At 65.0% G+C, this 26857-nt stretch carries 21 protein-coding genes; 11 read left to right on the plus strand and 10 right to left on the minus strand.

Translation table 11 applies throughout. The features are described from left to right. Positions 1–371 precede the first annotated feature (371 nt). Both RFM52_RS11460 and RFM52_RS11465 read right to left on the minus strand, forming a co-directional pair. Entirely contained in the window at positions 372–1733 is a 1362-nt protein-coding gene (locus RFM52_RS11460; RefSeq protein ID WP_320297561.1) for a pilus assembly protein, read from the minus strand. A gap of 333 nt (positions 1734–2066) precedes the next feature. Next, entirely contained in the window at positions 2067–2936 is an 870-nt protein-coding gene (locus tag RFM52_RS11465; RefSeq protein ID WP_320297560.1) for a transglutaminase-like domain-containing protein, read from the minus strand. Between the two features lie 12 nt (positions 2937–2948). Between RFM52_RS11465 and RFM52_RS11470 the strand changes: the two genes are divergently transcribed. Together RFM52_RS11470 and RFM52_RS11475 are read left to right on the plus strand one after the other, a co-directional pair. Then, positions 2949–3287, plus strand: a complete 339-nt coding sequence (locus tag RFM52_RS11470; RefSeq protein ID WP_320297559.1) for a hypothetical protein — start codon at positions 2949–2951, stop codon at positions 3285–3287. A gap of 242 nt (positions 3288–3529) precedes the next feature. Further along, positions 3530–4195, plus strand: a complete 666-nt coding sequence (locus RFM52_RS11475) for an HAD-IA family hydrolase (protein ID WP_320297558.1) — start codon at positions 3530–3532, stop codon at positions 4193–4195. Here the strand turns inward: RFM52_RS11475 and RFM52_RS11480 are convergent. Continuing rightward, on the minus strand, positions 4192–4413 hold the full coding sequence (locus RFM52_RS11480; protein WP_320297557.1) for a DUF1674 domain-containing protein: 222 nt from the start codon (positions 4411–4413) through the stop codon (positions 4192–4194). The genes RFM52_RS11475 and RFM52_RS11480 overlap by 4 nt on opposite strands. A 105-nt stretch (positions 4414–4518) precedes the next feature. On the opposite strand from RFM52_RS11480, the gene htpX reads away from it, so the two are divergent. The 3 genes from htpX to RFM52_RS11495 all read left to right on the plus strand — a co-directional run bounded on the left by htpX (position 4519) and on the right by RFM52_RS11495 (position 8798). Further along, positions 4519–5553, plus strand: coding sequence for a zinc metalloprotease HtpX (gene htpX, locus RFM52_RS11485; protein WP_320297556.1), 1035 nt, complete (start codon positions 4519–4521; stop codon positions 5551–5553). Beyond that, the gene (locus RFM52_RS11490) at positions 5550–6926 is read left to right on the plus strand and encodes an RsmB/NOP family class I SAM-dependent RNA methyltransferase (protein WP_320297555.1); all 1377 of its coding nucleotides are present in this window, start codon (positions 5550–5552) and stop codon (positions 6924–6926) included. Before htpX ends, RFM52_RS11490 begins: the two co-directional genes overlap by 4 nt. 126 nt (positions 6927–7052) lie before the next feature. Next, entirely contained in the window at positions 7053–8798 is a 1746-nt protein-coding gene (locus RFM52_RS11495; protein WP_430699283.1) for a heparinase II/III family protein, read from the plus strand. Between the two features lie 11 nt (positions 8799–8809). Here RFM52_RS11495 and RFM52_RS11500 read toward each other — a convergent pair whose 3' ends face one another. Then, positions 8810–9112 (minus strand): putative quinol monooxygenase, encoded by a 303-nt coding sequence (locus RFM52_RS11500; RefSeq protein WP_320297553.1) that lies wholly within the window; start codon positions 9110–9112, stop codon positions 8810–8812. A gap of 178 nt (positions 9113–9290) precedes the next feature. Between RFM52_RS11500 and purH the strand changes: the two genes are divergently transcribed. Next, positions 9291–10907 carry a bifunctional phosphoribosylaminoimidazolecarboxamide formyltransferase/IMP cyclohydrolase gene (gene purH, locus RFM52_RS11505; protein ID WP_320297552.1) on the plus strand — a complete coding sequence of 539 codons (1617 nt, stop codon included), beginning with the start codon at positions 9291–9293 and terminating at the stop codon, positions 10905–10907. A gap of 205 nt (positions 10908–11112) precedes the next feature. On the opposite strand, the gene RFM52_RS11510 is transcribed toward purH, so the two are convergent. Beyond that, positions 11113–12486: an MFS transporter gene (locus RFM52_RS11510; RefSeq protein ID WP_320297551.1), complete on the minus strand. Its 1374-nt coding sequence runs from the start codon at positions 12484–12486 to the stop codon at positions 11113–11115. Positions 12487–12746: 260 nt separating this feature from the next. Beyond that, positions 12747–17519: an NAD-glutamate dehydrogenase gene (locus RFM52_RS11515; RefSeq protein ID WP_320297550.1), complete on the minus strand. Its 4773-nt coding sequence runs from the start codon at positions 17517–17519 to the stop codon at positions 12747–12749. Between the two features lie 129 nt (positions 17520–17648). Here RFM52_RS11515 and RFM52_RS11520 point away from each other — a divergent pair, with 129 nt between their 5' ends. Both RFM52_RS11520 and RFM52_RS11525 read left to right on the plus strand, forming a co-directional pair. Continuing rightward, positions 17649–18212, plus strand: coding sequence for a peroxidase-related enzyme (locus RFM52_RS11520; protein ID WP_320297549.1), 564 nt, complete (start codon positions 17649–17651; stop codon positions 18210–18212). Between the two features lie 267 nt (positions 18213–18479). Further along, entirely contained in the window at positions 18480–18803 is a 324-nt protein-coding gene (locus RFM52_RS11525; protein ID WP_320297548.1) for a YciI family protein, read from the plus strand. A gap of 61 nt (positions 18804–18864) precedes the next feature. Here RFM52_RS11525 and RFM52_RS11530 read toward each other — a convergent pair whose 3' ends face one another. Continuing rightward, entirely contained in the window at positions 18865–19476 is a 612-nt protein-coding gene (locus tag RFM52_RS11530) for a LysE family translocator (RefSeq protein ID WP_320297547.1), read from the minus strand. Between the two features lie 344 nt (positions 19477–19820). Further along, positions 19821–21650, minus strand: a complete 1830-nt coding sequence (typA, locus tag RFM52_RS11535; protein ID WP_320297546.1) for a translational GTPase TypA — start codon at positions 21648–21650, stop codon at positions 19821–19823. Between the two features lie 203 nt (positions 21651–21853). Between typA and RFM52_RS11540 the strand changes: the two genes are divergently transcribed. Beyond that, positions 21854–22135, plus strand: a complete 282-nt coding sequence (locus RFM52_RS11540) for a hypothetical protein (RefSeq protein ID WP_320297545.1) — start codon at positions 21854–21856, stop codon at positions 22133–22135. 210 nt (positions 22136–22345) lie between these two features. Here RFM52_RS11540 and RFM52_RS11545 read toward each other — a convergent pair whose 3' ends face one another. Further along, positions 22346–23920 carry an alkaline phosphatase D family protein gene (locus RFM52_RS11545; RefSeq protein WP_320297544.1) on the minus strand — a complete coding sequence of 525 codons (1575 nt, stop codon included), beginning with the start codon at positions 23918–23920 and terminating at the stop codon, positions 22346–22348. Between the two features lie 309 nt (positions 23921–24229). Then, complete coding sequence (locus RFM52_RS11550; protein WP_320297543.1) at positions 24230–25513, minus strand: MFS transporter; 1284 nt, start codon at positions 25511–25513, stop codon at positions 24230–24232. A gap of 78 nt (positions 25514–25591) precedes the next feature. On the opposite strand from RFM52_RS11550, the gene RFM52_RS11555 reads away from it, so the two are divergent. Together RFM52_RS11555 and RFM52_RS11560 are read left to right on the plus strand one after the other, a co-directional pair. Then, positions 25592–26200 (plus strand): TetR/AcrR family transcriptional regulator, encoded by a 609-nt coding sequence (locus RFM52_RS11555; protein WP_320297542.1) that lies wholly within the window; start codon positions 25592–25594, stop codon positions 26198–26200. A 45-nt stretch (positions 26201–26245) separates the two neighbouring features. Further along, the gene (locus RFM52_RS11560; protein WP_320297541.1) at positions 26246–26836 is read left to right on the plus strand and encodes a hypothetical protein; all 591 of its coding nucleotides are present in this window, start codon (positions 26246–26248) and stop codon (positions 26834–26836) included. Positions 26837–26857: the final 21 nt, after the last annotated feature.

Below are 26857 nucleotides of genomic sequence, written 5' to 3' on the forward strand. Positions count from 1 at the left end.
CGCGACACACCCCATCATCTGGGTGTGTTCAACGAACTGAAAGGAGGTGATCCGATGTCGAGTGATTTCGTTTCCTATAACGTGAGCTCAGCGGATTGCACTTCCGGGAAGCAGTCTTCCCGTTAAGGCGCGAGACGCGCGGCAGGTAGCCCGAAGGGGTTGCCGCCAGGAGCCGCGTCATGGACGGAAACACGGAAGGCCGCCGGCTTCATCGAGAAGCGGCGGCCTTTTCCTTTTGCGCTAAAGCATGTCTCCCGAAAGTGGGAACCGGTTTCGGGATAAATTCATGCGTAAAATCAAAAACCTAAAGCGCATGGAGCGAATCTGAAAGATCGCGACGCGCTTTAGCGCTGCAGTCAGCGGCCTGGCCGCTATCTGGTCACCGTCAGCTTGTCGATGTTGCGCACGATATCCTGAAACGCCTGGTCGAGCTCGGCGCCATTGGCCGCCTGGTAGAAATGCTTGGCATTGCCGGTATCCGGGCTGGCGCAGGATTGCAGCGTCGACTTGGCGTTCTTCTCGGTGAGCGCGAAGCCGATGGTGAAGATCTCGATGCCCTGGTCGCGCATCGCCGCGCAGAGTGTCGTCGCAGCGGTTCGTGTCTGAACCTTGCCGGCGTCGTTGTAGACCTGGTCCGGGCCGCTGGCGTCGAAATAGGACAGGTTGAATTCGCCATCGGTCATCAGGATTACATATTTGGCGACCTTCTTCGGATCCATCTTGGCCGGCCGTTGCGAGGCGTTCATGACGCTGCCCCAGTTTTCCGAGAGCAAGTACCAAGCCCACTGCACGCCGATATGGCCGGCGGTGCCGCCCGAGGCCTCAAGGTCCTTGATAACATTGTTCAGAGCCGAAGCGTCTGTGGTCAGCGGCTGTATTGTCGCGACGGGACACGCTCGCGTGCGGCTGTCCCTGGCGAAATCCGACAGATACAGGTCGCGGTTGACCATGCTGACATCCGGGCCCGCATCCGAATACTGATAAGGGCCCTTGCGCTCGGTGGCGCAATTGTCCGGTCGCGTCGACGTGGAGACATATTTCGGGTCGCCATTGCCCGGCGCCTGCTTGCGGTCGCTGGCCTTGGTCTCGACAAAGACCGTGCTTGCGGCAAGCGATCCGGCATTGACCGAATTGGCGTAAGGGACGATCGCCACCCGCACCCGTGGCCGGGAGGCGTTCTGGCCGTCGAGGAACGAATCGACCGCGTTGCTAGCCGCTATCCTCAGGTCCTTGATCTTCTGGCCCGCCATGGAGCCGGTGACGTCGAGCATCATCGCCACCTCGACCGTCTTGTCCGAATAGAGCGCGGTGGTCGAGGACTTAACCCGTTGCATGTCGCCGATGCTGAAGACCGGGAAGTAGAGGCTGACATCGGTGTGCACATCCGCCCTTACCGTGTTGGCTGTCCTGTCGACGGTGAGCTTGTCGAGCACGACCTGATTGGCCTGCAGGATGCCGGCCGCGCTGTTGGCGTCGAGGAATGCCTGCACCGTCTTGTTGGCGTCGGCCTCGGTGATGACGCCGAGGGTGAGATCCCGGGCCGTCGAGGTCACAGCGGCGTCGACGACGCCCTGCAAGCTCGACCTCGCATTGTAGAGCTGCGAGATATTGACCGCGAATCCCACCCCCAGCGCGAGGATCGATGCGGCAGCCCCGAACAGAACCGCGAAATTGCCCTGGCGATTGCGGGCAAAGCCGTCCACCCCACGAACGACGCCTCTGAACTGCCGCATCCCTTCCGCCTCCACTGCTTGCGGCACCGTGCCGCTCGACCGAGGCATTGCAGGATTTCGGCCAGACGCGGCCGGCAGCCGCGAGAAGACGCTTAACGGGAGGTTAATCCATTGTTTTTGCTGGCTTTCGGCAAATTCGAGGGTGAACAGGAAGTAAACGAAAATGCGCTGGCCAAGCGACGTTCATGAAGCGCTTACCATGGTGCCGGCGGCGGTCGCGCCCGGTCCCGCTTAGGCACAAACGGGCTGTGCCGAAGCGGGTCAGCGGCAGCCATGAAACAGGTGCGGCGCAGGGTCTGTTGAGATTCAGGCCAGGCCGGCATCACCTGAATGTCAAAAGAGCATCTGCGCGCTGACCGTCCGATCGACGCCATGATGCGGAGGATTGAAGCGGTTGCCTTCCTGCTCGTAGGTCCAGACCCTGAACAGGCTGAGCCGGTGCGGACCGAAACTGTGCAGCAGCGGCACGTCGGTGGCGTCGCGGCCGCGCGCGATGACGACGCGGCCGATGCGCGGCCGGTTGTGGCGCGGATCGAACGTGTACCATCTGCCGTCGAGGAAGACTTCCATCCAGGCCGAGAAGTCCATCGGCGCCGGATCGGCCGGCACGCCGATATCGCCGAGATAGCCGTTCACATACCGCGCCGGAATGTTGATGCATCGGCAGAGCGTGATCGCCAGATGCGCGAAATCGCGGCAGACGCCGACGCGCTCCTCATGCGCCTGGGCCGCCGTGCGGTTGGCGCGCGCATAGCCGTAGCCGAAGGAGAGCCTGCTGTTGACATAGTCGACGATCGCCTGGACGCGCGCCCAGCCGGGCGGCAGATGGCCGAAAAGCTGCCAAGCGATGTCGCTGAGGTGGTCGGTCTCGCAGTAGCGGCTGCCGAGCAGATAGACCAGCACATCGTCGGGCAATTCCGCCACAGGCGTTTCATGCGCCAACGTATTGACTGCGTCGGTCTCGCCGCTGTCCTCGATCGCCGCGTCGTAGAGGATGCGGAAGCTTCCGGGGGGCGCCGTGAAGCGGCGGCAGATATTGCCGTGGCGGTCGCGATAGGTCCGGGTCGGAACCGAGGGCGAGGTCAGAACCCGCGTCTGCCGCTTGATGTCGGCATGCCGGTCAGGATGGATGTCGAGAAGCGAGATGATCGGCGTCACCGCCGCGCATTCGATGGCGATTTCATAACCGAGCCGGATCAGCATCGGATGCCCCCCTTGGTGATTTTGGAAAGACAGCCTGTTCAACGCCGCGAGCCGGAGCTGGTTCCAGTGCCCGAGTCGAAATGGCGGCGGGTAGTGTCTCAGTTTGGCCGCGATCTGCGCGATCTGGCGCGACTTCAGGACGCTTTTGCGCCGAACCAGGCAAGCGCGGCCTCTACAAAAGAGACGCAACATCTAGCCGTCGTCTTCGATAGTGCCGCCAACCTTATCTTGGAGCAATCGCAGCAGGCGCAATACGACTTGATCTTTCGAATGGTGCCGACCGCTAACATCGACTTGGACATCCCCGTTGGCTTCCAAGCTGACGTAGGCGATAGCGTCGCTTCCGCCTAATGTAGGTAGCAGCCAAGGATGCCGTCGGCCGGGGAGTTGTCGGTCCAACTCCGCTTCGGTTGGGACCTTCCCTTTCGTCCCAACCAAGAAATATGACTTCATGCATTCTGATAGGCCGACCGGTCCGAAATTTCAAACTGAGACCCTACCCGGCGGCGTCTCGCCTTCTCAGGCGGTGTTGCCCGGTCTAAACTGTGTTTTGCGTTTCGCCCCTCCCCGAAAACGATTCTCCAGGACATCCGATGTTTGCAGGCTCAAAATTCGCCGCCTTTCTATTCGACATGGACGGCACGGTACTCAACTCGATCGCCGCCGCGGAACGGGTGTGGACGACATGGGCAAACCGGCATGGCCTCGATGTGGCGGCCTTCCTGCCCACGATCCATGGCAGGCGCGCGAGAGAGACGATCGCCGCGCTGAAGCTTCCGGGTGTCGATCCGCTGGCGGAGGCGGATTTGCTGCTCAAGGCCGAGGCGGACGATCTCGAGGGCATCGTCCCGATCCCCGGCGCCGTCGCGTTCCTGCAATCGTTGCCGCCGGAGCGCTGGGCCATCGTCACCTCGGCGCCGCGCGAGCTGGCGCTGCTGCGTATCCAGGCGGCCGGCATCCCGGTTCCCGCCATGATGCTGACAGCCGAAGATGTCACCCATGGCAAGCCGGCGCCGGATTGTTTTCTCCTGGCTGCAAAGCATCTTGGCGTCGAGGCGCGCGATTGCCTGGTCTTTGAGGATGCGCCGGCAGGCATCGCGGCGGGCGAAGCTTCCGGCGCATCGGTGATGGTGATCAGCGCCACGCACGTCCACCCGCTCGTCACGCCGCACCCGACGATCCGATCCTATGACGAGATCAGCATTGCGACGGACGGCAACGGCTGGATTGCGCTCGCGCGGGAGCGTGCGGTCGCTTAGAAGTCGCTGGTGAGGCCCTTCACCTCCCAATCGCCGTAGCGGCCGGGTTCCTTGCCGCCGCGGCCGCCGATCTCCTTCGGCAATTTCGCTTCGGCCTCGCGATATTCCCTGCGCCTGGCCTCGGCCTCCGCCAGCGCGCGGCTCGCGGCCGGCGTCAGCATCTTTCGCGGCCCGTCACCCTCGCCCGCGATTTCGGTCTTGTTGGTCAGTTCGGTCATGCGATATTCCCTGCCGATTGAAACGGGGCCCGGCCTTTCCCATCATATAGCCATGACCACGAAAGGATCGACCCCAATTCTCCATCGCTCCGGACGGATGACACAATGAACACGCTTCGCACCGCCATGCTTCTTGCCGCGATGACGGCGCTGTTCATGGGCGTCGGCTATCTGATCGGCGGCTCGGGCGGTATGGTCATCGCGCTTCTGATTGCCGCCGGCACCAATCTGTTCAGCTATTGGAACGCCGACAAGATGGTGCTGTCGATGAACCGCGCCGTCGAGGTCGACGAGAAGAACGCGCCCGAATATTACACGATCGTCCAGGCGCTGGCCAAGCAGGCCGGCCTGCCGATGCCGAAGACCTATCTGATCGACAACCCGCAGCCCAACGCCTTCGCCACCGGCCGTAATCCCGAAAATGCCGCGGTGGCAGCGTCCACGGGCCTGCTCCAGCGCCTCTCCCATGAAGAGGTCGCGGCGGTGATGGCGCATGAGCTTGCTCATGTGCAGCATCGCGACACGCTGACCATGACGATCGTGGCAACGCTCGCCGGCGCCATCTCGATGCTCGGCAATTTCGCCTTCTTCCTCGGCGGCAGTCGGGAGAACAACAATCCGTTCGGCTTTGTTGGCGTGCTTGTGGCGATGATCGTTGCGCCCTTCGCCGCGATGATCGTGCAGATGGCGGTGAGCCGCACGCGCGAATACGAGGCCGACCGGCGCGGCGCCGAGATCTGCGGCAATCCGCTGTGGCTGGCCTCGGCGCTCAACAAGATCGCGCGCGGAGCCGAGCAGATTCCCAATGAGGATGCCGAGCGCAACCCGGCTATGGCGCATCTTTTCATCATCAACCCCCTGCATGGCGAGCGCATGGACAATCTGTTCTCGACCCATCCGAGCACCGAGAACCGCATCGCCGCCCTGCAGGAGATGGCGCGAGCGATGGGTGGCGTATCGCCGGCCGCTCGACGCCAGGCTTCGCCGCCGCCCATCCAGCCCGAAGAGCCATCGGCCGGGCCATGGGGCAAGCCGGCTGAGCCCGCGCCGCCTGCCAAGTCGGCGCCGCCGAAAGCCAATCCCTGGGGCCGCAACCCGACCGGGCCGCGCAATGTCCGGTCGAAAGGTCCCTGGTCGTGACGCCGCCGAGGCGCGGACAGCCAGGCAATCCGCAACGCAAGGCCGATGACGAGAGCGTCGCCGGCCTTGCCGCGCGCAAGGCGGCGGCGCGCCTGCTTGCCGCCGTCATCGATGCCCGCACGCCGCTTGACGGGTTGACCGACAATGAGCATGGCCACCCGCAATACAAGGCGCTGGACGGCCGCGACCGCGCGCTGGTGCGCGCCATCCTGGTCACGGCGCTGCGCCATCGCATGACCATTGCCGGGCTGCTGTCGAAGCGGCTGGAAAAGCCGCTGCCGGCCAACGCCACGGCGCTCTCGCACATCCTCAATGTCGCCGCCGCGCAGATCCTGTTCCTCGACGTTCCTGACAGCGCCGCCGTCGACCTTGCCGTCACCCACGCCAAGTCCGATCCGCGCACAGTGCGTTTCTCCGGCCTCGTCAATGGCGTGCTGCGTTCGCTGGCGCGCGCCAAGGAGGCCGAGCTCGCCCCGGCGCTTGCCGCGACCAGCGAGGCGCCGCAATGGTTTTCCGAGCGGCTGACCGCCGCCTACGGAGCCGACAAGGCGCGCGCCATCCTTGCCGCGCATCGCCACGAGGCGCCGGTCGACTTCACCGTCAAGGCCGATCCGGCGCTCTGGGCCGAGCGCCTTGGCGGCATCGTGCTGGCCACCGGCACGGTGCGCGTCGAGAAGCTTTCCGCCAACGTCATCGACCTGCCCGGTTTCGCCGACGGCGCCTGGTGGGTGCAGGATGCCGCGGCAAGCCTGCCGGCGCGACTGTTCGGCGACATCCGTGGACAGCGCGTCGCCGACCTGTGCGCCGCGCCCGGCGGCAAGACGGCGCAGCTTATCCTGGCCGGCGCCGAAGTGACCGCGGTCGACACCTCGAAGAACCGGTTGGCGCGGCTGAAGCAGAATCTCGACCGCCTCGGCCTGGCCGCCGAACTCGTCCAGACCGACCTCCTGGATTACCGGCCGGCGCAATTGTTCGACGCCGTCCTGCTCGACGCGCCCTGCTCCTCGACCGGCACGGTGCGCCGCCACCCCGACGTGCCCTGGACCAAGACCATGGCCGATGTCGAAAAGCTCGCCGACCTCCAGCGCCGGCTGCTTGCCCACGCCGTCGGCCTCGTCAGGCCCGGCGGCCGTATCGTCTTTTCCAACTGCTCGCTCGACCCGATCGAAGGCGAGGAGCTCTATCGCGATTTCCTCGCCGGGAACCCCGGCGTGGCCGCCGATCCGATCCGTCCCGGCGAATTTGCCGGTGTAGACCCATTCCTGACGCCGCAGGGCACGCTGCGCACCACGCCCGCGGACCTGGCCATGGGATCACCGGGGTTATCGGGTCTCGACGGCTTCTTCGCCGCCAGGATGAAGCGGGCCGGATAAGTCGTTGTCGTATTGAACCTGCTGACTTTTTTAGGGACGGCCCGGCTGCGGCCGCGTGAATTGGTTCACTTCGGCGAAATCCGCCTTCGCATAAGTTCTTGAATCGCATAAGCTTGTGCTCGGGTTATGGGGACATCAGGAGGGCTATTGGCACTTGTTGCCGGCAGCACGACACGTCTATGGACGCTTGTCGCGAAGGAGTTCTGGCGCAAGACGCGCCGGCGTTTGCGCGCCGGCCCTGTCTATCGCTGGCGCTATTCCGGACGCACGCCCGAACGTGTCCTGATCGCCCCTCCGGATCTGCGGCTCGCCGATCCGCAGATCGCGCTGGATATCTATTACGGCCGCTACCCGCTGTCCGGCCACCTGGTCGAAACCGGCGGCACGTCGCCCTTCCAGCTCGACGTACCCAATCGCGGCTGGCAGAAATCGCTGCATGGCTTCCGCTGGCTGCGCCACATGCGCGCCACCGGCACCGAGCTTGCCGCCGCCAACGCCAGAGCCCTGGTGACCGACTGGATCGCCATGCACGGCAACCAGATCTCCGGCATCGCCTGGGAGCCGGGAACGACGGCCAAGCGGGTGATCGCCTGGCTGCAGCATTCCTCGGTGGTGTTGCAAGGTGCCGAATTCCCTTTCTATCGCGCCTTCCTGAAATCGCTTGCCGTGCAGATCCGCTATCTCCGCTCGATGGCGCGCGAGATGCCGGATGGCGAGGCCAGGCTGCGCGCCCGCATCGCGCTTGCCTTCGCCGCGCTGTCCTTGCCGGCGCCGGCCTCGGCGCTGCGAGCGGCGACACGCGACCTCGCCGAGGAGCTCGACCATCAGATCCTGCCCGATGGCGGCCATATCTCACGCAAGCCGATGGCGGTGCTGGAGCTGCTGGCCGACCTTCTGCCGCTGCGCCAGACCTATGCCAACCAGGCCGAGGCGCCGCCGGCGGCCCTGATCGGCGCCATCGACCGCATGTTGCCGGCGCTGCGTTTCTTCCGCCACCAGGACGGCAGCCTCGCCCGCTTCAACGGCATGGGCGCCACCATCCACGACCGCATCGCCACCATCATGCGTCATGACGACACGGCGGGCGCGCCGCTGCTGCATGCGCCGCACTCCGGCTACGAGCGCCTGTCGATGGGCGGCGTGACGGTGATCGCCGACACCGGCCTGCCGCCGCCGGTCGACGTCTCCAACGCCGCGCATGCCGGCTGCCTCGCCTTCGAGCTCTCCTCCGGGCGCCAGCACTTCATCGTCAATGCCGGCATCGACACCTACGGCGCCCCGGAATTCCGGCCGCTGGCGCGCGCCACCGCCGCGCATTCGACCGCCACCCTCAACGACACGTCGTCGGCGCGCTTCAGCCACTCGCTGCGCGTCAGCGACCTGCTGGGATCGCCGCTGATCGGCGGCCCGCAGCATGTGCCCTGCAAGCGCCTCGACCAGAAGGGCGTGCACGGCTTCGTCGCCCGCCACGACGGCTATGCCCAGCAATTCGGTTTCCTGCATGAGCGCGAGCTGAAGCTTGGCACAAACGGCAACGTGCTGGCCGGCCGCGACCGTTTCCTGCGCCCGGGCAATGCCGCGATCCGCAACAACGGCCGCGACTTCGTCACGGTGCGCTTCCACGTCCACCCCGACGTCAACCTGCTGCAGGACAACCACGACCGCCTGACGCTTGCCGCCACGCAGGGCGACACCTGGGTCTTCACCTGCGCCGAAGTGGTGCCGGAGGTCGAGGAATCGATCTATTTCGCCGGACTGAGCGGCCCGCGCCGCAGCCGGCAGATCGTGCTCTCCTTCAAGGCCTCGGAGATTGCCGAGGTCCACTGGCAGCTGACCCGCACCGACATCGCCGGCTATCCCGAGAACAACTGATCTGTCGGCCGTCAGCAAGGAATCCCGAAGGCATCGTATGTAGCGAGCGACGGCGGTCCGGCGAACGCAAAACGGATCTTGTCGACCATAGCCGCTGCCTGACCGCTTTGATCGTAGCGTTCGGCGTCCTCGGCCGTGCCCCAGATAGTGATGGCCATGAAGGAATCCCGCGCCTGATGCTGCTGTAGCAGCACAGCGCTGATATTGCCTGGCGCGGCGCGAATGGCGGGGATCGCTTCCGTCTCGTAGATGGAGCGCAACGCCTCAACCCGCTCCGGTAACGCTTTGAACTGGCCGACACGCACGAATGCCATGGCTGTTTCCTCCAGTGATGAGCGCGCCTAATCCCGCAAACGATGGAACGCCCTTCGGCGAAACTTCACTCTTTCGGGAAGCTGGCATGCAGTCGCAAAGGACGCACGGCGCTTGATTTCCAAGCCTCATATGCTACGGCCCGCGAACGCTCTCCAACCAGCCGTGAAAGGCCTCCGCATGGCCGTACCCACAAAAAACATTCCGGCGCCCGATCTCGTTCCGGTGCGCCGGGCGCTGCTTTCCGTCTTCGACAAGACCGGCCTGATCGATTTCGCCAAGGCGCTCGCCGCCGCCGGCGTCGAGCTGGTTTCGACGGGCGGCACGGCGAAGGCCATCGCCGAGGCGGGCCTGGCGGTCCGCGACGTTTCCGAGCTCACCGGCTTTCCCGAGATCATGGATGGGCGGGTCAAGACCTTGCATCCTTCAGTGCATGGCGCGCTGCTCGGCATCCGCGACGATGCCGAGCACGCCAAGGCCATGCGCGACCACCGCATCGAACCGATCGACCTCGTCGTCTCCAACCTCTACCCGTTCGAGGAAGTCCGCCGCTCCGGCGCCGGCTATGCCTCGATCGTCGAGAACATCGACATCGGCGGGCCGGCGATGATCCGCGCCTCGGCCAAGAACCACGCCTATGTCGCCATCGTCACCGACCCATCCGATTATGCGTCCGTCGTCAACGCGCTGGAGATGAATCTCGGCTCGCTGTCGCTCGACTTCCGTAAGATGTTGGCGGCCAAGGCCTTTGCCCGCACCGCCACCTATGACGCGGCGATCTCGGGCTGGTTCGCCGAGGCGCTCGAAATCGAGCACCCGACCTGGCGCGCTTTCGGCGGCCGGCTCGACCAGGTGATGCGCTATGGCGAGAACCCGCATCAGGGCGCCGGGTTCTACCTGTCGGGCGACAAGCGGCCGGGGGTGGCGACAGCAAGGCAATTGCAGGGCAAGCAGCTCTCCTACAACAACATCAACGACACCGACGCCGCCTTCGAGCTGGTCGGCGAGTTCGATCCCGCCCGCTCGGCGGCGATCGCCATCATCAAGCACGCCAACCCATGCGGCGTGGCCGAAGGCCCGTCGCTGAAGGCTGCCTACGCCAAGGCGCTGGCCTGCGACCCGGTCTCGGCCTTCGGCGGCATCGTCGCCATGAACCGCATCCTCGATGCCGAGGCGGCGGAGGAAATCGTCAAGACCTTCACCGAGGTGATCATCGCGCCCGACGCCACCGACGAGGCGGCCGCGATCGTCGCGGCGAAGAAGAATTTGCGCCTGCTGGTCACCGGCGGCCTGCCCGACCCGCGCGCCGCCGGCACGACAGCGAAATCCGTCGCCGGCGGGCTGCTTGTCCAAAGCCGCGACAATGCCGTGGTCGACGACCTCGAGCTGAAGGTCGTGACGAAGCGCGCGCCGACGCCGGCTGAACTGGCCGATCTCAAATTCGCCTTCCGCGTCGCCAAGCACGTCAAGTCGAACGCCATCGTCTATGCGAAGGACGGAGCGACGGTCGGCATCGGCGCCGGTCAGATGAGCCGCGTCGATTCCTCGCGCATCGCCGCCCGCAAGGCGCTGGACGCGGCCGAAGCCGCCGGCCTCGCCGAGCCGCTGACCAAGGGCTCGGTCGTCGCCTCGGACGCCTTCTTCCCCTTCGCCGACGGCCTGCTCTCGGCAATCGAGGCCGGCGCCACCGCCGTCATCCAGCCCGGCGGCTCGATGCGCGACGAGGACGTCATCGCCGCCGCCGACGAGCACGGCATCGCCATGGTGTTCACCGGGGTAAGGCATTTCCGGCATTAGCACCCTTTCCTTCTCCCCTTGTGGGAGAAGGTGGATCGGCGCGTAGCGCCGAGACGGATGAGGGGTGTTCCAGCGGAGTGAGACGTCGGAAAACTGAAAGATTCCAGGCGCTTACTTCTTCCGCGCAGCGAACCTTCCAACACCCCTCATCCGACCGAGCTTCGCTCGGCCACCTTCTCCCGCAAGGGGAGAAGGTGAGATCGCGCTACCGCTTGTCCGCCGGATAGGGCGTCCCCGCCAGGATCGCCATGCCGATGCCGAGGAAGAGGATGATCGCCGCCATGCCGAGCCGGGGCGAATCGCTCATGGTGGTGATGGTCGCCACCATGAACGGTGCCAGGAAGCTGGTCGCCCGACCTGCCAGCGCATAGATGCCGAAATAGCGGCCGGACTCGGCGGCGGTCACGCTGCGCGCCATGTAGGAACGCGACGAGGCCTGCACCGGGCCGAACGCCAGACCGATCAACAGGCCGTAGAGGATATAGGCTTTCTCCGCCGCGGTGCCGAACAGGCCGCCGGAATCGGCGGTCGACAGCGGGATCAGGCCGAGCAGCGTGAAGCCCGGGCCGGTCGAGACCACACCGATCGTGGCGACCGAAAGCATCACCAGCGCGATCATCACCACATGCTTGGAGCCGAGCGCGGTATCGAGCCGCGCCGCGATCCAGCAGCCGAAGATGGCGACGACGTTGAGGATGATGCCGAACAGGCCGATCTCGGTGATCGACCACTGGAACATGCCGGCCGCGAACGTGCCGCCAAGCGCCAGCAGCGCGTTGACGCCATCCTGATAGATCATGCGGGCCAGCAGGAAGCGCAGGATGCCGCTGCGCTGGCGCACCTCGGCAAGCGTCGACTTGAGTTCGGACAGGCCCTCGCGCACCGCCGGGCCGATCGGGATCCCTTTGATGGCGTCCGGCGTGAAGAAGAACATCGGCAGGATGAACAGGAAATACCAGCCGGCCGACATCGGCCCGGTGAAGCGCGCATCCTCGCCGAGCTTCGGGTCGAGCCCGAAGAGCGGGTCGAGCCCGATGAGCGTCTTGCCGGTTTCGAGATTGCCGGCCAGGAACAGCACCACGAAGATCAGCGCGATCATGCCGCCGAGATAGCCAAGACCCCAGGCCATGTTGGATATCCGGCCGATCTCGTCCTTCGGCACCAGCCGCGGCATCATGGAATCATTGAACACGGTAGAGAATTCCGCCGCCACCGAAGCCAGCGAGAACAACAGCACGACCAGGAAGAGGTTCGAGCCGGGCGCGGCGAACCACAAAAGCGTGAGGCTCACGATCTTGATCGTGGCGAAGAAGGCGATCCACGGCTTGCGCGGTCCGGTCTGGTCGGCGATCGAGCCGAGCACCGGCGACAGCACCGCGATGATCAGGCCCGCGGCGGCGATGCCGTAGCCCCAGGCCGCCTGTCCGGCGGTCGGATCGCTCGCCATGCGCGAGACGAAATAGGGCCCGAAGATGAAGGTGGTGACGACGGTGAAGAAAGGCTGCGCCGCCCAGTCGAAGAACATCCAGCCCCAGATGCCGCGCCCCGATGCCCGCTGCACTGTCTCTACTGCCGCCATGCTGATTCCCCTGGCATCGCTCGCGTCGGGCGCCATGTCTGCATGTTTTCAGGCAGCGATGCAAATGAACAAGCGCGGGTTCCTCGCCCCACGAAGTGGGGAGAGGTGGCTCGGCGAAGCCGAGACGGAGAGGGGAATGCGTCGGCCTATGACAGGTTGATCATCAAAGAAGGGCTCCGCTCTACGAAGCCCCTCTCCGCCTCGCAGCGCTCGGCACCTCTCCCCGCTCTGCAGGGCGAGGAACCAAGCCTGCCGAAGCTTCACATCCCCGTCAGGTCGCTCATCAGGCCCGACGCCACCGACAGCCGCGACACGGTGATGTCGCCGCCTTCGGTCAGCGCCTGCAGCCGCTCGCGGATGCGTGCGACGCGCTCGCCACCGGCCTCCAGCCAGGCCGCGACCGGATCCGCCGCCGTGCCGTGCGCGGTGAGCGCCGCCACCGCGATGCCGCGGCGCGCCACGCCGATCGTGTCGGTGGCGCGCGACAGCGCCAGCTGATCGTAATAGTCGGGCGGCATGATCGAGCGCGCCGCTTCCTCGACGCGCGGGATGCGGAAGGCGTCGCTGACGGCGAAGAAGGCCTTGGCAGCGCTGACGATGTCGGCATTGGCCGTGCGCGCGGTGAGCGCGACATCCGGGATCAGCTCGGCCACTTCGGTCAGAGCGAGCTGCCCGGCGAGCTTCTCCGGCGCGCCGCCCTTGAACAGGCCGTGGCGCCGATCCTCGACGCGCTCGCGCGAGAAGGCCGGCAGCAGCGAGGTAAGCTTCGGCTCCAGCGCCTTGCGGGCTTCCTGCAATTCGGCGATGCGCTGGCCAAGCGGCACGGAACCCGCTTCGTTTTTCAGGTACCAGCCGCTGGTCACGAAGATAAGCCGGCTGATCGCCTGGTAGAGATCGAGCTGGATCTGGCCGTCGATCTGGTTGTCGAGCGCGTCGATCTCCTTGTAGAGCGCCGGCAGCGCAAAGCCGTCGCGGACCACCGCGAAGGTGCGCACGACATCGGCCGCCGTGCGGCCGGTAGCTTCCTGCAGTCGGTTGACGAAGGACGGACCGCCGCGATTGACGAGGTCGTTGGCGACGACCCGCGCGATGATCTCGCGGCGCAGCCGGTGGTCGCGGATCTCGCCGGCGAACTTCTTCGCCATGCGTTCCGGGAAATAGCCCATCAGGTCGCGGTCGAAATGCTGCTCGTCCGGCACGTCGCTGGCGACGATGTCGGAGAACAGCACGATCTTGGCATAGGCGAGCAGCACGCCGAGCTCGGCCCTGGTCAGCGGCTCGCCGCGCGCCTCGCGTTCGGCAAGCACCGCCGGCGAAGGCAGCGTCTCGACCGCGCGGTCGAGCAGGCCGCGCGATTCCAGCGCCGTCATGAAACGCGCCTGGTGCGCGATGTCGGCAAGTCCGCGCTTGCGCGCCAGCGACAGCGCCAGCGTCTGCTGGTAGTTGTTGGAGAGCACCAGCGCGCCCACCTCGTCGGTCATCTCGGCGAGCAGCTTGTTGCGCGCAGGCCTGGTCAGCGAGCCTTTGCGCATGGCCGAGGCCAGCGCGATCTTGATGTTGACCTCGACGTCGGAGCAGTTGACGCCGCCCGAATTGTCGATGGCGTCCGAATTGCAGCGGCCGCCATTCAGGCCGAACTCGATGCGCGCCCGCTGCGTGACGCCGAGATTGGCGCCCTCGCCGATCACTTTCGCTCGAACATCGAGCGCGGTGACGCGTATTGCATCGTTGGCGCGGTCGCCGACATCCTGGTTGCTTTCGCCTGAGGCCCGCACATAAGTGCCGATGCCGCCGAACCACAAAAGGTCGACCGGCGCCTTGAGGATGGCGCTCATGATCTCGACCGGCGTTGCCGTGGTCTTGGACAAGCCGATGGCGGCAGCCGCCGCCTGCGGCAGCGTGATCGATTTCTGGTTGCGCGAGACGATGACGCCGCCTTGCGACAGCTTCGACTTGTCATAGTCCTGCCAGGACGAGCGCGGCAGCGCGAACATGCGCACCCGCTCGGCCATCGAGGCGGCCATGTCCGGATCGGGATCGATGAAGATGTCGCGATGGTCGAAGGCGGCGATCAGCCTAGTCTGCGGCGAGAGCAGCATGCCGTTGCCGAACACGTCGCCCGACATATCGCCGACGCCGACCACGGTGAAGGGCGAGGTCTGGATGTCGCGGTTGATCTCGCGAAAATGCCGTTTCACCGCCTCCCAGGCGCCCTTGGCGGTGATGCCCATCTTCTTATGGTCGTAGCCGGCCGAACCGCCGCTGGCGAAGGCATCGTCCAGCCAGAAATGGTGCTTCTCGGAAATGGCGTTGGCGGTGTCGGAGAAGGTCGCCGTGCCCTTGTCGGCGGCGACGACGAAATACGGATCGTCAGGATCGCGCCGCACCACGCCGGCCGGCGGGATGACGCCGTCGACGCCGATATTGTCGGTGATCGAGAGCAGGCTGGAGACGAAGTTCTTGTAGGCCGAGGTGCCGGCCTCGAAGATGGCGTCTCGGCTGCCGCCAGCCGGCAGGCGCTTCGGGAAGAAGCCGCCCTTGGCGCCGACCGGCACGATGACCGCGTTCTTGACCTGCTGCGCCTTGACCAGTCCCAGCACCTCGGTGCGGTAGTCCTGGGCGCGGTCCGACCAGCGCAGGCCGCCGCGCGCCACCGGGCCGAAGCGCAGATGCACGCCCTCGACCTCCGAGCCATAGACGAAGATCTCGCGCCATGGCCGCGGCGCCGGCAGCCCCTCGACCGCCTGCGAATCCAGCTTGATCGCCAGGGACTGCCCCTTCGCTTTCGTATCGGCTACGAAATGATTGGTGCGCAGCGAGGCTTCGATGAGGTTGAGGTAGCGGCGGATGATGGTGTCGTCATCGATATTGGGCACCTCTTCCAGCGCGTCCTTGATCTTGGCCTTGAGGTGCTTGGCCGCGACCGTGCCGTCGCCTTCCGCCGACGGGCCGAGACGGGCGACGAACAGCGCGTGCAGGCCGCGCGCGATCTCCGGATAGCGGTTGAGGGCTGCGGCGATGAAATCCTGGCTCTGCGGGATGCCGGCCTGCTGCAAATAGCGGCCATAGGCGCGCAGGATGGCGATCTCGCCCGACCACAGGCCGGCGGTCTGGGCCAGGCCGTTATAGCCGTCATTGTCGACATTGCCGCGCCAGACCGACAGGAACGCGTCCTCGAACAGCGCGCCGCCATCGGTAAGCTCGATCGGCTTGCCGTAGCTGTTCTCCAGCTCCATGTCGTGGATAAACACCGTGCCGGCTGGATCGTTGCCGACCTCGAAGGTGCGCTCGCTGATGACGCGGAAGCCGATATTCTCCAGCACCGGCACGCGCCGCGACAGCGCCACCGGGCTGCCATGGTGATAGATCTTCAACGCCGCCTGCTCCGGCTTCTTGTCGGCATGGCGGTAATAGTCGATGGCGATCGGATTTTCGGCGCTGATCTTTGCGATGCGCCCGGCATCGGCCAGCGCCACGGCGGCCGAGAAGGTATCGCGATAGCTTTCGGGGAACCGCGCCGCGATCGCCTTCAGCGCCGGATCGCTGCCGGCCGCTTCCGCGGCTTCGGACAGTGCGTCCTCCCAGGTGCGCACGATGTCGCGGATCGCCGCTTCGATCGTCGACTGCTCGACCTTCGGCGTCTTGCCGCCGGAACGGCCGATGATGAAGTGCACGCGCGCCAGACCGCCTTCCGGGAAGGCCGGGTAATAGGCCGACAGCCGGCCCTCGAACACGGTCTTGAGATAGGCGCCGACCTTCTCGCGCACGACGCTGTCATAGCGGTCGCGCGGCACGAAGACGATGATGGAAACGAACCGATCGAACTGATCCACGCGCACCAGCGCCCTGATCCGCGGCCGCTCGACCAGCCCGAGAATGGCATGGGCGTGCTTTCTGAGGACCGGCACCGGAACCTGGAAGAGTTCGTCGCGCGGATAGCTTTCCAGCACGTTGATCAGGGCCTTGCCCGAATGGTCGTTCGGATTGAAGCCGGACTTGGCAATGATCGTTTCGGCCTTCGAGCGCAGATACGGTATCTTCATCACCGAGCGCGTGTAGGCGGTCGAGGTGAACAGACCGACGATGCGCAGTTCGCCCGCGAGCGCGCCTTTCGACGTGTAGGTCTTGATGCCGACATAGTCGAGATAGATGCGGCGGTGCACTAGGGACTTGGCGTTGGCCTTGGTGACGATCAGCGGCTCCGGTCCATGCAGGAAGGCGCGGATCTCCGGCGTCGTCGTCACCGCCTCGGTGCCACGCCTCAGCACCAGCACGTCGGGATCGGACAGGATGCCGAGGCCGGGCTTTTCGGCGCGCTCCAGCGAGCCGCTTTCCTCGCCGCCGACATATTTGAACTCTCGCATGCCGAGGAAGGTGAAATTGTCGTCGCGCAGCCATTCGAGGAAGGCGATCGCCTCGGCGACGCTCTTCTTGTCGAGCGGCACTGCCGAATAGCGGAATTCGGAAATCGCCTGGTCGAGCCGGGCGAGCATCCGCTTCCAGTCGACGACGGCGGCGCGGACCTGGGAAAGTACCTTGCGCAAACGCTCGGCAAGGCTCTTCGCCTGCTCGGCGTTCAGCCTTGGAATGTGGACATGGACGACGCTCAGCCTGTCGTCATCGTCCTTGCCGCCATCGCCAAGGACCTCGACGACGCCGGCCTTGCCGTGGCGCACGGTGACGATCGGATGGGTGACCAGCGTCGGCTCGCTGCTGGTTTCGGCGATCTCGCCGAGGATGGAATCGAACAGGAACGGCATGTTGTCGTTGACGACGGTGATGACCGTGACCGGCCGGCCGTCGCAGGCAACGCCCGAATCCGCCTCGACGGCAACGACGCTTTCGCCCTTCCTGTGGCTGGCGACCGCTTGGGCGGCGAGCTCGCCGGCGCGTTCGAGGTCGGCCACGTCATAGGCCGCGATGTCCTCGGCGGGCGCCCGTGCAAGCAGATAGTCGGCAAGCCTTGTGGGTTTCTCCTCCGCTTTCGCGGCGGCGGCGACTTTCTTCTTCGGCTTGGATTTCACGCTGGCCATGACGCTTATTCCCTCCCGTCGTATGCTTTTGTGACTATGGTAGCCAGATGAGCGCCGTTTGGCGACAAAGGTTTGACGACGCTTTAAAAAATTCGAACCGACGCCATCGTCCTCGCGAGGAGAGACCATATGACCGGCAAAATAATCGCGCTCGACCTTGTCCAGGCGGAGCTCAGCGACGCGACCAAGGCCTATTTCGCCAAATGCGAGGAGAAGCTCGGCCTCGTGCCCAATGTGCTCACCGCCTACGCCTTCGACGAAAAGAAGCTGCGCGCCTTTACCGATATGTACAACGATCTGATGCTGGGAGAGTCCGGCCTGTCGAAGCTGGAGCGCGAGATGATCGCCGTGGTGGTTTCCTCGATCAACCACTGCTTCTATTGCCTGACCGCGCATGGCGCGGCGGTGCGTCAGCTGTCGGGCGAGCCGGCGCTCGGCGAGATGATGGTGATGAATTTCCGCGCCGCCGATCTCTCGGACCGCCAGCGCGCGATGCTCGAATTCGCCGTCAAGCTGACCGAGGAGCCGGCCAGGATCGTCGAGGCCGACCGCGCCGCCTTGCGCCAGGCCGGCTTTTCAGACCGCGACATCTGGGACATCGCCTCGACCGCCGCCTTCTTCAACATGTCGAACCGGGTGGCAGCCGCGGTCGATATGCGGCCCAATCCCGAATACCACGCCATGGCAAGGTAGCCTCCGCGGGCCTTCTATTAGCAATATAGAATTTTTCATTGCCCATCCCGCCATTTGGTCCGATGATCAGGATTGCGGCTTGGCCGCATATCCAGGATTGCGGCGTAGCTGCATATCCATGATTGCGGCGTAGCCGCATATCAACGATCGCAGCGCAGCTGCGTATCGGATTGCAGCGTAGCTGCATTTCGGATTGCAGCATGGCTGCACATCACGACTGCGGCGTGGCCGCATGCCGGTTCGACGCCGCCGACAAGGGAGGAGAACATGGCGAAATTTCTCTATGTCTATCACGGCTCCGGCAAGATGCCGACCGACGACGCCGAACGGAAAGCGGCTATGGACGCCTGGACCGGCTGGTACGGCAAGCTCGGTTCGGCCGTCGTCGATGGCGGCAATCCGGTCGGCATGTCGAAGACGGTGCTGCCGAGCGGCAAGATCGAGAACAATGGCGGCAGCAACCCGACCGCCGGCTACACCATCGTCGAAGCCAGTGACATCGACGACGCCGTCGCCAAGGCCAAGGACTGCCCGATCCTGATGGACCCTGCCTTCAGCGTCGAGATCGCGCCGATCATCGAGATGATGTGAGGCAAGAGGTCTCGGGCCGGGGCGCCCGCAGGCAGCCTCGCCTGAACATCAGCGCGTCTTTCTACCGGGCGGCGATTGCCGCGGCCGCACCCGCCATCGTGGTGGCGCTGACGCGGTTGGCGATCTTCATGGCGCGCTTGCTCTTCAAGAGCCGGCGCGCCTGCGAAGCGGCCAGCACCCAGGCGAGGTCGATGACGACCAGCACGATGGCCATGGTCAGCGTCAGCTCGACCCAGCCGACCATGCTGACCGAGGCAAGATAGATGATGGTGGGCAGCAGCGCCAGATAGAACATCATGATCTTCGGGTTGCCGAGCGTCACTGCCATGCCGGCGAAGAACAGTTTTAGGGCCGAGTCCTCGCGCGGCATCTCGCCTTCCTTCGCCTCGACCGGCGCCGTCCACATCTTGAACGCCAGATAGGCGAGGTAGGCGACGCCAACCCATTTCACGGTGACGAAGGCGTAGTGGAAGTTCTGCGCCACGACGGCCAGTCCGAACACCGCCAGCGACAGCCAGATCGCCTCACCGATCCACATCGCCAGCAGGAACGGGAAGACGTCGCGGAACCCCTTCGAGATCACGCGCGCCACCAGAGCGGCGATCGACGGGCCAGGTGAGCCGGCCGCGACGAAGAGCGCGGCGGCAAAGATCAGCAGCGAGGCGAGATGCATGAGGGACCTCTTGGATTGGGATTGGCTGTCATACTAGCCAGCGGGAGCAACGTTGGCAAAGATGGGACAATCGCTGACGCCGGCGCCGCCCCTCATCTGGCTGCCGCCATCTTCTCCCCGTAAACGGGGCGAAGGGGCTGTCGTCGCCGGTTTCGCCAATCGTCGGCGCCGCGCCAAGGTCCCTTCTACCCGTTTACGGGGAGAAGGTGCCCGAAGGGCGGATGAGGGGCAGCGCCGACCTCGGCCGATAATCGAAGCCAGCGGCGAAGCACTATTTCGGCCGCATGCCGCTGAAACGAAAAGAGGGAGCAAATGCTCCCTCTTTTGAACCCTGGCCTGAAACCTTACGCCGCGCCCATCACCTTGGCCGCCTTCTCGAAACGCTTGCGCTCGTTCGGGTCGAGATAGAGCTTGCGGAGCCGGATGGTCTTCGGCGTCACCTCGACCAGCTCGTCGTCCTGGATCCAGGCCAGCGCCCGCTCCAGCGTCATGCGGATCGGCGGGGTCAGCTTCACCGCCTCGTCCTTGCCGGCGGCGCGGATGTTGGTGAGCTTCTTGCCCTTGAGCACGTTCACTTCGAGGTCGTTGTCGCGCGAATGGATGCCGATGATCATGCCCTGATAGACCTTGACGCCCGGATCGATGATCATCGGGCCGCGGTCTTCGAGGTTCCACATCGCATAGGCGACGGACTCGCCCTGCTCGTTGGAGATCAGCACGCCATTGGTGCGGCCGGGCAGCTCGCCCTTATAGGGCTCGTAGGCGAAGAAAAGCCGGTTCATCACCGCTGTGCCGCGCGTGTCGGTCAACAGTTCCGACTGGTAGCCGATCAGGCCGCGCGTCGGCGCGTGGAAGACGAGGCGCTGGCGATTGCCGCCGGAGGGACGCAGCTCGACCATCTCGGCCTTGCGCTCCGACATTTTCTGCACGACGACGCCGGCGTGCTCCTCGTCGACGTCGATGACGACTTCCTCGACCGGTTCGAGCAGCTGGCCGTCATCGCCCTTCTGCATGACGACGCGCGGACGCGACACGGCGAGCTCGAAGCCCTCGCGACGCATCGTCTCGATCAGCACCGCGAGCTGCAATTCGCCACGGCCGGAGACGAAGAAGGAGTCCTTCTCTGACGATTCCTCGATCTTGAGCGCGACGTTGCCCTCGGCCTCGCGCAGCAGGCGGTCGCGGATGACGCGGCTGGTCACCTTGTCGCCCTCGGTGCCGGCAAGCGGGCTGTCATTGACGAGGAAGGACATGGTCACGGTCGGCGGATCGATCGGCTGCGCATGCAACGGCTCGCTCACCGCCAGATCGCAGAAGGTGTCGGCGACGGTGCCCTTCGACAGGCCGGCGATGGCCACGATGTCGCCCGCCTGCGCTTCGTCGATCGGCTGGCGCTCGAGGCCGCGGAAGGCGAGGATCTTGGAGACGCGGCCGGTCTCGATCTGGGTGCCGTCATGGTGCAGCACCTTGACCGCCTGATTGGCCTTCAGCGTGCCGGACTCGATGCGGCCGGTGATGATGCGGCCGAGGAACGGGTTGGCTTCGAGGATGGTGCCGATCATCCGGAACGGGCCGGGATGGACCGTCGGCGCCGGCACATGCTTGACGACCAGGTCGAACAGCGGGGCGAGACCCTGGTCCTTCGGACCCTCGGGGTTTTCCGACACCCAGCCGTCGCGGCCCGAACCGTAGAGGATCGGGAAGTCGAGCTGCTCGTCGGTGGCGTCGAGCGCGGCGAACAGGTCGAACACCTCGTTGACAACTTCGATATGGCGGGCATCCGGACGGTCGATCTTGTTGATGACGACGATGGGGCGCAGGCCGACCTTGAGCGCCTTGCCGACGACGAACTTGGTCTGCGGCATCGGCCCTTCGGCGGCGTCGACGAGCACGATCGCCGAATCCACCATCGACAGGATGCGCTCGACCTCGCCCCCGAAATCGGCGTGTCCGGGCGTGTCGACGATGTTGATGCGGGTGCCGTGCCAGTCGACCGAGGTCGCTTTGGCGAGGATGGTGATGCCGCGCTCTTTTTCGAGGTCGTTGGAATCCATGGCGCGTTCGGCGACACGCTGGTTGTCGCGGAAGGCTCCCGACTGTTTCAGAAGCTGGTCGACCAGCGTGGTTTTGCCATGGTCGACGTGCGCGATGATCGCGATATTACGGAGGTTCATTTTGTCTGGTCTCGGGAACGTTGCAGGCGGCAGGCTTAACAAGCGCCGCCTTTTTCGGTTGCGCGGCTCATACAAGGTTTTTCGCAATTGCGAAAGGGGAGGCCCGACCCCAAATAAATGGTCACTGATTCTTAAACGTCTTGGTGTGAAATGATTCTGTTAACCAAGGCGGAACCTTTGAGGGGCCGGACAGTTCGATGTTCATGAGCGATCATACGTCCAGATTGCGTCCGGTTTTTGCGTGGGCAGCGCTTGGCATGCTCGTCGCGGCCGGCGCCGCGCAGTCGGCGGCCACGCTCAGGGAAGCCGACCCGATCACGCCACCCGACGCCAGGACCGCGCAGCAGATGTTCGCCGACGCCCCCGACGGCGTCGACCCGATCGTCACCGGCCCGGTCAGCGCCTCCTTCAAGCAGCGCCAGAAGGATGCCAACTGCGACACCGCCGTCTGGCCGAAAATCCCCACAACCTGCTATCCGGATTGATTTCGCCTTGCCGTAGCGCGGGAAACGCCGGCGGGACAGCACCCCCCTCTGCCCTGCCGGGCATCTCCCCCGCAAGGGGGGAGATCAGATGTCACATGGGCTTTCGCTAATCGCCGACGTGGGAGAGAAAGCGCCGACGACGGAGCTGCCAATCTCCCCCCTTGCGGGGGAGATGTCCGGCAGGACAGAGGGGGGTGCCTCGCGCCGACCTTACGCAGACCGCACGGGGTCCAATGTCACCTTGTAAAGCTCGTTGTCGTCGCGATCCATCAGCCGCACCGTGAGCTGTTCGGTGGCGCCGGAGATATCGACCAGGCCGAAGAACTGCAGCCCGGCCGACGGCGGCAGGTTCTGGCCCTGCTCGGCGGTCGGCGCCTTGATGAATTTCAGCTCGGGCCCAAACGTCATGTCGAGGTCGTTGGGGCCGAAGGTGCCGGCATGGATCGGGCCGGAGACGAATTCCCAGAACGGATTGAAATCCTGGAACTGCGCCTTGTCGGGATTGTAGTAATGCGCCGCGGTGTAGTGGACGTCGGCGGTGAGCCACACCGTGTTGGTGATGCCGGCATTCTTGATGAAGCGCAGCACATCCGCGAATTCGAGCTCGCGACCCTTCGGCGCGCCATTGTCGTTGTTGCTGACGGCCTCGAAGCCGACCTTCTTCGCCGCGTCGTCCCAGACCACGAGGCTGAGCGGCATGTCGGCGGCGATGATCTTCCAGGTCGCCTTGGAGTTGGCCAGCTCGCGCTTCAGCCACTTGGACTGTTCCTCGCCGATCATGCGCGACTTCGGCGTCAGCGTTTCATCCAGATTGGGGCCGTTGGGGCCGCGATAGGAGCGCATGTCGAGGAAGAACACGTCGAGCAGCGGCCCGTGCGAGATCTTGCGGTAGACGCGGCCCGGCTCCGACGGCTCGTAGCGGATGGTGGTCATTTCGTGGAAGGCGCGCGCCGCCCGGGCGGCCAACACATGGATCGACTTTTCCTTGTAGCGGTCGTCGGCGGCGAGATTCTTCGAATCCGACCAGTTGTTGAGCACCTCGTGGTCGTCCCACTGGTAGAAGGTCGGGCATATGGCGGAGAGGCCAAGCACATGCTTGTCCATCATGTTGTATTTCCACTGGTCGCGGTACTCGTCCAGCGTCTCGGCGACCTTGCGCTTGCCGTCGAGCATGACGACGTTCTTCCACTTACCGCCGCCGGGGAGGTCGACCTCATCCTTCATGGCGCCGTCGGCATAGATCGTGTCGCCGGAATGCAGGAAGAAGTCCGGCGTGTGCTTGGCGATGGTCGAATAGGTCTTCATGCCGGTCTCGTCGATGCCCCAGCCCTGGCCGGCCGTGTCGCCCGACCAGGCGAAGCGCACGTCGCGCTTTGACGACGGCGCGGTGCGGAAGCGGCCGACGATCGGCTCGGAGACAGCGTTGATGTCGGAAAGATCGGCGGCAGTCATGCGATAGAAGATGTCCTGGTCCGATGCGAGGTCGGTGAGCAGCCGCTTCACCGTATAGTCGCTGGCCGGCGAGGTATCGAGCGCAGCCAGCCTGGTGGCGTTGGCGAAGCTTTCGGTCGTCGACACTTCATACATCACGCGCGCCGGGCGGTCGGTGCGGGTCCACACCATGCCGGACGTGGCGTCGACGTCGCCCGACTGGACGCCATGCGTGAAGGCCGGCCGCTGGCTGGCGCGGGAATAATAGGGCAATGCCAGCCCGGAGGCGCCGACAAGGCCAAAGGCGCTGGCCGAGGTGACGAAAGCGCGGCGGGTCAACGAGAGCTTGTTCATGGCTGTCTCCGGATGGCGTTGAACGGGACCGCCAAGCTCACGCCTCAATGTTTCAGGCACATTTCGGAACCATGAAGTTTTGATAACAGTCGACAGCTCTTCCCTTCTCCCCTTGTGGGAGAAGGTGGATCGGCGCGTTAGCGCCGAGACGGATGAGGGGTGTTCCAGCGGAGTGAGGCGTTGACGTTCCTATGGGTGAGGCGTCGCCGGCGTTCCAGCTGAGTGAGACGCTGGCTTTCCCTGGAGCACCCCTCATCCGACCGCTTCGCGGCCACCTTCTCCCACAAGGGGAGAAGGAAAAGTCGCGCCTTAAGCCGCCTGCGGCTCCGGCTCGAACGCCGGCTTGCTGGTATTGATCAGCAGCGAGATGCACGCCGCCGCGATACCGGTCATTCCGGCGATCAGGAAGGCCAGCTCGTAATTGCCCTGCAGCTCGCGCATCGTGCCGCCGAAGGCCGCGGCCGCCGCCGCGCCCACCTGGTGGCCGGCGACGATCCAGCCGAACACGATCGGCCCGCTGCGGTCGCCGAACGCCTCGTTGGCGAGCCTGAGCGTCGGCGGCACCGTGGCGATCCAGTCGAGGCCGTAGAGCACGGCGAAGATGACCAGGCTGGTCGCCGAGAAACCGGAATAAGGCAGGTAGATCAGCGACAGCCCGCGCACCGCGTAGTAGACGCCGAGCAGCTTGCGCGGATCGAAGCGATCGGTGAGCCAGCCGGACAGCGTCGTGCCGATCAGGTCGAAGATGCCCATCATCGACAGCAGCCCGGCCGCCTGCACCTCACCGATGCCCATGTCGCCGCAGAAGGCGATGAGATGCGTGCCGACGAGGCCGTTGGTGGTGAAGCCGCAGACGAAGAAGGTGGCGAACAGATACCAGAACACCCGTGTGCCGGCGGCGCGCCGCAACGTGTTCAGCGTATGCGCCAGGAAATTGCCCTGCGATGCGGGCGACACCGGCGGCACGTCGTCGGCATCCGCGCCGTAGCGCACCTGGCCGATGGAAGCGGGACGCTCCGGCACCAGCAGCAAGACGAACGGGATCAGCGCCGCCGTCGCGATCGCGACCGCTATCGCCACCGGCTTCCAGCCGCCGCTCTGCGCCAGAGAAGCGATGAGCGGCAGGAACACAAGCATGCCGGTGGCGCTGGAGGCCGACATCAGACCCATCATCAGGCCGCGATTGGTCTTGAACCAGCGATTGACGATGGTGGCGCCCAGCACGCTCGCTACCGCGCCCGAACCGATGCCGGAAAACACGCCCCAGGTGATGAAGAGGTGCCAGGGCTCGGTCATCAACAGGCTGAGCGCGGTCGATCCCGACATCACCAGCAGCGCGCCGAGCAGCGTGCGGCGCAGCCCGATGCGTTCCATCAGCGCGGCGGCGAACGGTCCGGTCAAGCCGTAAAGCAGGATGCCGACGCTGGCGGCCCAGGAGGTGACGTCGCGCCGCCAGCCGAAGCTTTCTTCCAGCGGAACCATCATCACCGACGGCGCCGAACGAAGCCCCGCCGCGATCAGCAAACAGAAGAAAATGACGGCAACGACGACGAAAGCGTAACGCTGGCCAAACGGGCGGGACTGGACTATCATGTTACTGACCGGTACGTTGCAATGGGATAGCGCCATACATACGTACCGGTCAGTAACATTGTCAAGCGAGTTGTTTGCATGCCATCGGACAATAAAATTGAAGCGTCGTTGAACGCGCCCCCCGCCCCAAGGGCGGCGGACAAGATCCTGGACGTGGCGCGCGACCTCTTTTATCGCGAGGGCATCAGGGCGATCGGCGTCGACGAGATCGTCAAGCGCGCCGGCGTCACCAAGCCGAGCCTCTACCGCAGCTTTCCGTCCAAGGACGAGCTCGCCGCCTCTTATCTGCGCAAATATGACCTGGAATTCTGGGAGCGGTTCGACGAGGCCGTCGACGCGCATCCGGGCAATCCGCGCGCTCAGATCATCGCATTCCTGACCCGGGTCGGCAAACGCACCCAGAAACCGGACTATCGCGGCTGCGGCATGACCAACGCTGCGGTGGAATATCCCGAGCGCGGACACCCCGCGCGAGTGGTGAGCGAGAACAACAAGGTGGAATTGCGCCGGCGCCTGCGCGCCATGGCTGCAGCAATGGGCGCCGCCGATTCCGACACGCTGGGCGACGGCCTGCTGCTCCTCATCGAGGGCGCCTATATCAGCGGCCAGCTGTTTGGCCTCGGCGGACCGGCGGCCGCCGTCGCCCGCAACGCCGACCTCTTGATCGAAGCCAGCTTGAAGAAATAGCAAACGACGTTACGCTTTCGGCAACTCGAAACGGAGTTGCCTGCCATGCGCGCTCTTCTGATCCCGCTCGCCCTCGCCGGTTTGTGCCAGGCGGCCCAGGCCGGCGAAATCTCCAGCGCCTATACTGATCTCGACTCGAAGAAGGACTGCGTAACCTACGCCCAGGCCGGGCAAGGCGACGGCGACTGGGCGAACCTCGTCTGCTCCGGCTATCGCGGCTACCCGGTGCTGATCGGCTATGACGATGCGCGAGAGTCCGTCTATTACGGCTTTCCATCCGACGACATGACCGCGGTCTGGGAGAGTTTCACCGCCTTCAACGGCTCCGGTCCGAAGGTGGAATGGCGCATCGAGACCAATGGCGATATCGCCATCCCCTTCGCCGCCATCCACCGCCGCTCGATCAGCGACCCGCAGGACGAGAAGAAATCGACCGACGTGCTGGTCGTCGCCAAGGTCGCGCAACCGGAAGAGCATCAGGGCTGCACCGTCGGTCTGGTTTTGGCCACCGGCAACCCGCAAGCCAACGACCAGGCCCGCAAACTCGCTGACGAAAAGGCGAAGACCTTCACCTGCGGCAAGGACAAGCGCGAAGTGATCGGCGACGTGCCGCCCTTCGGCCGGGTTGATAACTAGCCGCTCCGCGTCAACGATTGG

The organism is Mesorhizobium humile, assembly GCF_033977215.1.
GTDB lineage: Bacteria > Pseudomonadota > Alphaproteobacteria > Rhizobiales > Rhizobiaceae > Mesorhizobium > Mesorhizobium humile.